Genomic DNA, 3,355 nt, shown 5'->3' with positions numbered 1-3,355 from the left:
GCCCTGGCCCGCGCCCGTCACCCCGACGCCGTCATCGCCGTAGCGGGCGAAAGCATGGGCGGCGCGGTCGCCATCGTCGCCTTCGCCTCGGACCGCCCGCCCGACGCCGACCGCGTCATCCTGCTGGCCCCGGCCGTCTGGGGCTGGTCGGCCCAAGGGCCGCTGAACAGCGCTGGCCTGTGGATCGCGGCCCGGGCCATGGGCGACCGCGCCGTCGAGCCGCCCGCATGGGCGGTCCGCGACCAGCCCGCCTCGGACAACCGGCTGGAGCTGTTCCGCAACTACCGCGACCCGAACAGCCTGATCAGCACCCGCTTCGACGCCCTGTATGGCCTCGTCGACCTGATGGACAGCGCCTCGCATCGCCTCGGCGAGGTCCGGGCGCCGACCCTGCTGCTATACGGCGCCCACGACAACGTCATCCGCGAGGACGCCATGCGCGCGGCCCTCGAGCGGGCCGGCGACCGCCCCGGCTTGCGGACCGCATACTATCCCGACGGCTGGCACATCCTGAACCGCGACCTGCAGGCGGAGGCGGTCTACCGCGACGTGGCGGCCTGGCTCCGCGATGCGGCGGCGTCCCTTCCGTCGGGGGCGGGGGAGATCAAGTAGGGGCCCACACCACGCTCCGCCCGGTGGTCGGCGGCAGCCATCTGAAAAGCGGTGTGTGTCCGCAGTTTCGCGTGAAGCGAGCTTCGCGAGACAGGGTCGGCCACGCCGGTATGATCAGGTCGGGAGGCGGGCCCTGAGGATTTCAAGGCAGGCGGATCTGACGCTGGCGAGCGACGGAGTCGTGACGGACTCAACCGCCGGCGTGAGCGCATCGTAATAGGCCGCGTACCATGCCGCATCCGCTTCGTAGCCGGCGGGTGCGCAAATGGACTCGGTGCTGAGGTCCGGGTTTGCCTCGTTCAGGATCGCCAGAACGCCCGACGGGTTCACCACCATCGCCGCCTTCAGCGCGTCATTGAGATCGGCGTAGGATGCGTTCTCGGCCCCGGCCTCAAGGGGCGTGGCCAAGGCCAGCCAGGCGGGCTGGCCCGTGGCTATTCCGCCCATGACGCTGGTCCAGCGGGTCTTGTCGCCGTCGGGGTCGAGGGTCGCGACCGTCCTCTGAGGACCCTGCGCCTCTATCATGGACGAGACATCCTCGGGTGAAACCGGTGGGCCGCCGGCAAATTGTTCAGTCGCCGCGGCGGTATAGGAGGCCATGGCCGCGGTTGGGGCGGACGCAGTGGCCGCGGCGGACGTCTCCCCAGCGGATGGGGGCGTCTCTGCCTGCGAGCAGGCGGCGAGAGCGGCGGCGGTCGCCATGAGGAAGATGCTGCGAACCATGGTCTTTCCTTCGACGCCAAAGCAGCGCTCGTCCTTGCAGACCTAGCACCGACGGGTCGATGCGTCCCGAACTCCGTTCGCCGGCCAATGCTCTGCAACTTCAGTGGTTTTCGCAGGCCGGTCGATTCACATCCCTTGGGCGGGATCGAGACAATGTCCGCAACGGGTCGCAAGCAGACTGGGTCTCCTCAGCCCTTCGCCCGACCCGTCTTCTCCCGATGCGGACACCCCGGCCAGCAGCAGGGCCGGCGCTTGCCGTCCTTCAGGTTCGACCGCGCCTGCTCCACGTGCTTGCGCCGGGTCTCGGGCTTCTTCACCGACTGGACCCAGCAGATCCACTCGTTGCGCGCCAGCGGGGTGATATCCTCCCACGTCGCCAGCGCCGCCGGCTCGGCGAGCAGCATCTCTTCAAGGTCGGCGGGAAGATCGTGCACGACGCCGGCGCTGATCGTCGTTCGGGTCATGGAGAGCGGCTCCGTCACGTAAGGGCAGGGTAGCGACGACGGGGCGGCCTCTGCAACAGGTCGGGGAGGGGCCCCTCGGGGCGACCGAAACCAGGCTCCCGCTGACGCCGCTCCCGGCCCCGTCGCCCACAAACCGCCATGCTTGCCCTGTTGAGCGTCACGGCGTATCAGCCGCCAACAAAAAATACCCCGGGAGACGCCTGTCATGGGTAAGACGCTGTTCGATTCCCCGTCCTTCGCGAACCACGAAGGCGTCCACGCCGTCTTTGATGAAAAGACCGGCCTGCGCGCCATTATCGCTGTTCACTCAACGGCGCGCGGCCCGGCCGTCGGCGGAACCCGCATGTGGAACTACGCCTCCAGCGCCGAGGCGCTCGAGGACGTGCTGCGTCTGTCGCGGGGCATGAGCTACAAGAACGCCGTCGCGGACCTGGAGATGGGCGGCGGCAAGTCGGTCATCATCGGCGACTCCCGCACCCAGAAGACCCCCGAGCTGTTCCAGGCCTTCGGCCGCGCCGTCGACACCCTGGGCGGCATCTATTACGCGGCCGAGGACGTCGGCGTGTCGGTCGCCGACATCGCCGAAGCCCGCAAGGTCACCCCCTGGGTCCTCGGCCTGAACGACGGCCCGGAAGCCTCGGGCGACCCCAGCCCGGTCACCGCCGAGGGCGTGTTCCGTTCGACCCTGACCGTCGCCCGCCGCTTGTGGAAGCAGGACGACCTGACCGGTCTGACCGTCGCCCTGCAGGGCATCGGCCACGTCGGCGGCTATCTCGCCGACAAGCTGCACGCCGCCGGCGCCAAACTGGTCATGACCGACGTCAACACCGCCCTGCTGTCCGAGGTCGCCGCCCGCACCCAGGCCGAGATCGTGGCGCCGGACGCCATCTATGACGTCAAGGCCGACATCTACGCCCCGTGCGCGCTCGGCGCGACGCTGAACCCGCAGACGCTGGAGCGGCTGACGGTCAAGGCCGTGGTCGGCGCCGCCAACAACCAGCTGGCCACGCCCGAGATCGGCCGGATGCTGTTCGAGCGCGGCGTCCTCTACGCGCCGGACTACGTCATCAACGGCGGCGGCATCATCAACGTCGCCTCCGAGCTGAAGGCGCGCGAGACCGGCGGCGCCTACGATCCGGCCTGGGTCGAGAGCAAGCTGTCCCGCCTGATGGAGACGCTGGAGGAGATCCTCGAGCGCGCCGCCGTCGAGAAGCGCCCGACGCACGAGATCGCCGACGCTATCGCCGAGGCCCGCATCAACGCGGCCCGCGACAAGAAGGCCGAACAACTCAAGGCGGCCTGACCCGCGAACCTGTGATCCTTCTCCCCTTGGGGGAGAAGGTGCCCCGGAGGGGCGGATGAGGGGTTAGGCGGCTCCGGACCGTCCGCCAGCCGGTTCGCGTCAGACATCCCCCTCATCCGGGCCTCCGGCCCACCTTCTCCCCCGGCGGGGAGAAGGAAATCGCGCGTCGCTCTGCTGGCAATCCGCGGAATTATAGCCAGCCAGTCCGGAAAATATCCCGTCTTTCCAGCTACATCCGCTTTTCTCGAGCCTG

General features: G+C 69.1%; 4 protein-coding genes. 2 read left to right on the top strand and 2 right to left on the bottom strand.

The annotated features are described in order from the left end of the window. Window positions 1–612 (top strand): serine aminopeptidase domain-containing protein (locus tag RDU12_RS14175; RefSeq protein WP_308685265.1); only part of this gene is annotated, 612 nt, incomplete at its 5' end. A 114-nt stretch (window positions 613–726) separates the two neighbouring features. On the opposite strand, the gene RDU12_RS14170 is transcribed toward RDU12_RS14175, so the two are convergent. After that, complete coding sequence (locus RDU12_RS14170; protein WP_300292046.1) at window positions 727–1,335, bottom strand: hypothetical protein; 609 nt, start codon at window positions 1,333–1,335, stop codon at window positions 727–729. A gap of 188 nt (window positions 1,336–1,523) precedes the next feature. Continuing rightward, the gene (locus tag RDU12_RS14165; RefSeq protein ID WP_300292048.1) at window positions 1,524–1,799 is read right to left on the bottom strand and encodes a YdeI/OmpD-associated family protein; all 276 of its coding nucleotides are present in this window, start codon (window positions 1,797–1,799) and stop codon (window positions 1,524–1,526) included. 205 nt (window positions 1,800–2,004) lie between these two features. Between RDU12_RS14165 and RDU12_RS14160 the strand changes: the two genes are divergently transcribed. Further along, a complete protein-coding gene (locus RDU12_RS14160) occupies window positions 2,005–3,102 on the top strand; it encodes a Glu/Leu/Phe/Val dehydrogenase (RefSeq protein ID WP_300292050.1) in 1,098 nt (365 codons plus the stop codon). Window positions 3,103–3,355: the final 253 nt, after the last annotated feature.

This window comes from Brevundimonas sp. (genome assembly GCF_031082345.1).
GTDB lineage: Bacteria > Pseudomonadota > Alphaproteobacteria > Caulobacterales > Caulobacteraceae > Brevundimonas.
Note: the sequence above shows the minus strand (reverse complement) of the source record. Positions and strands in the feature narration are given on the sequence as shown.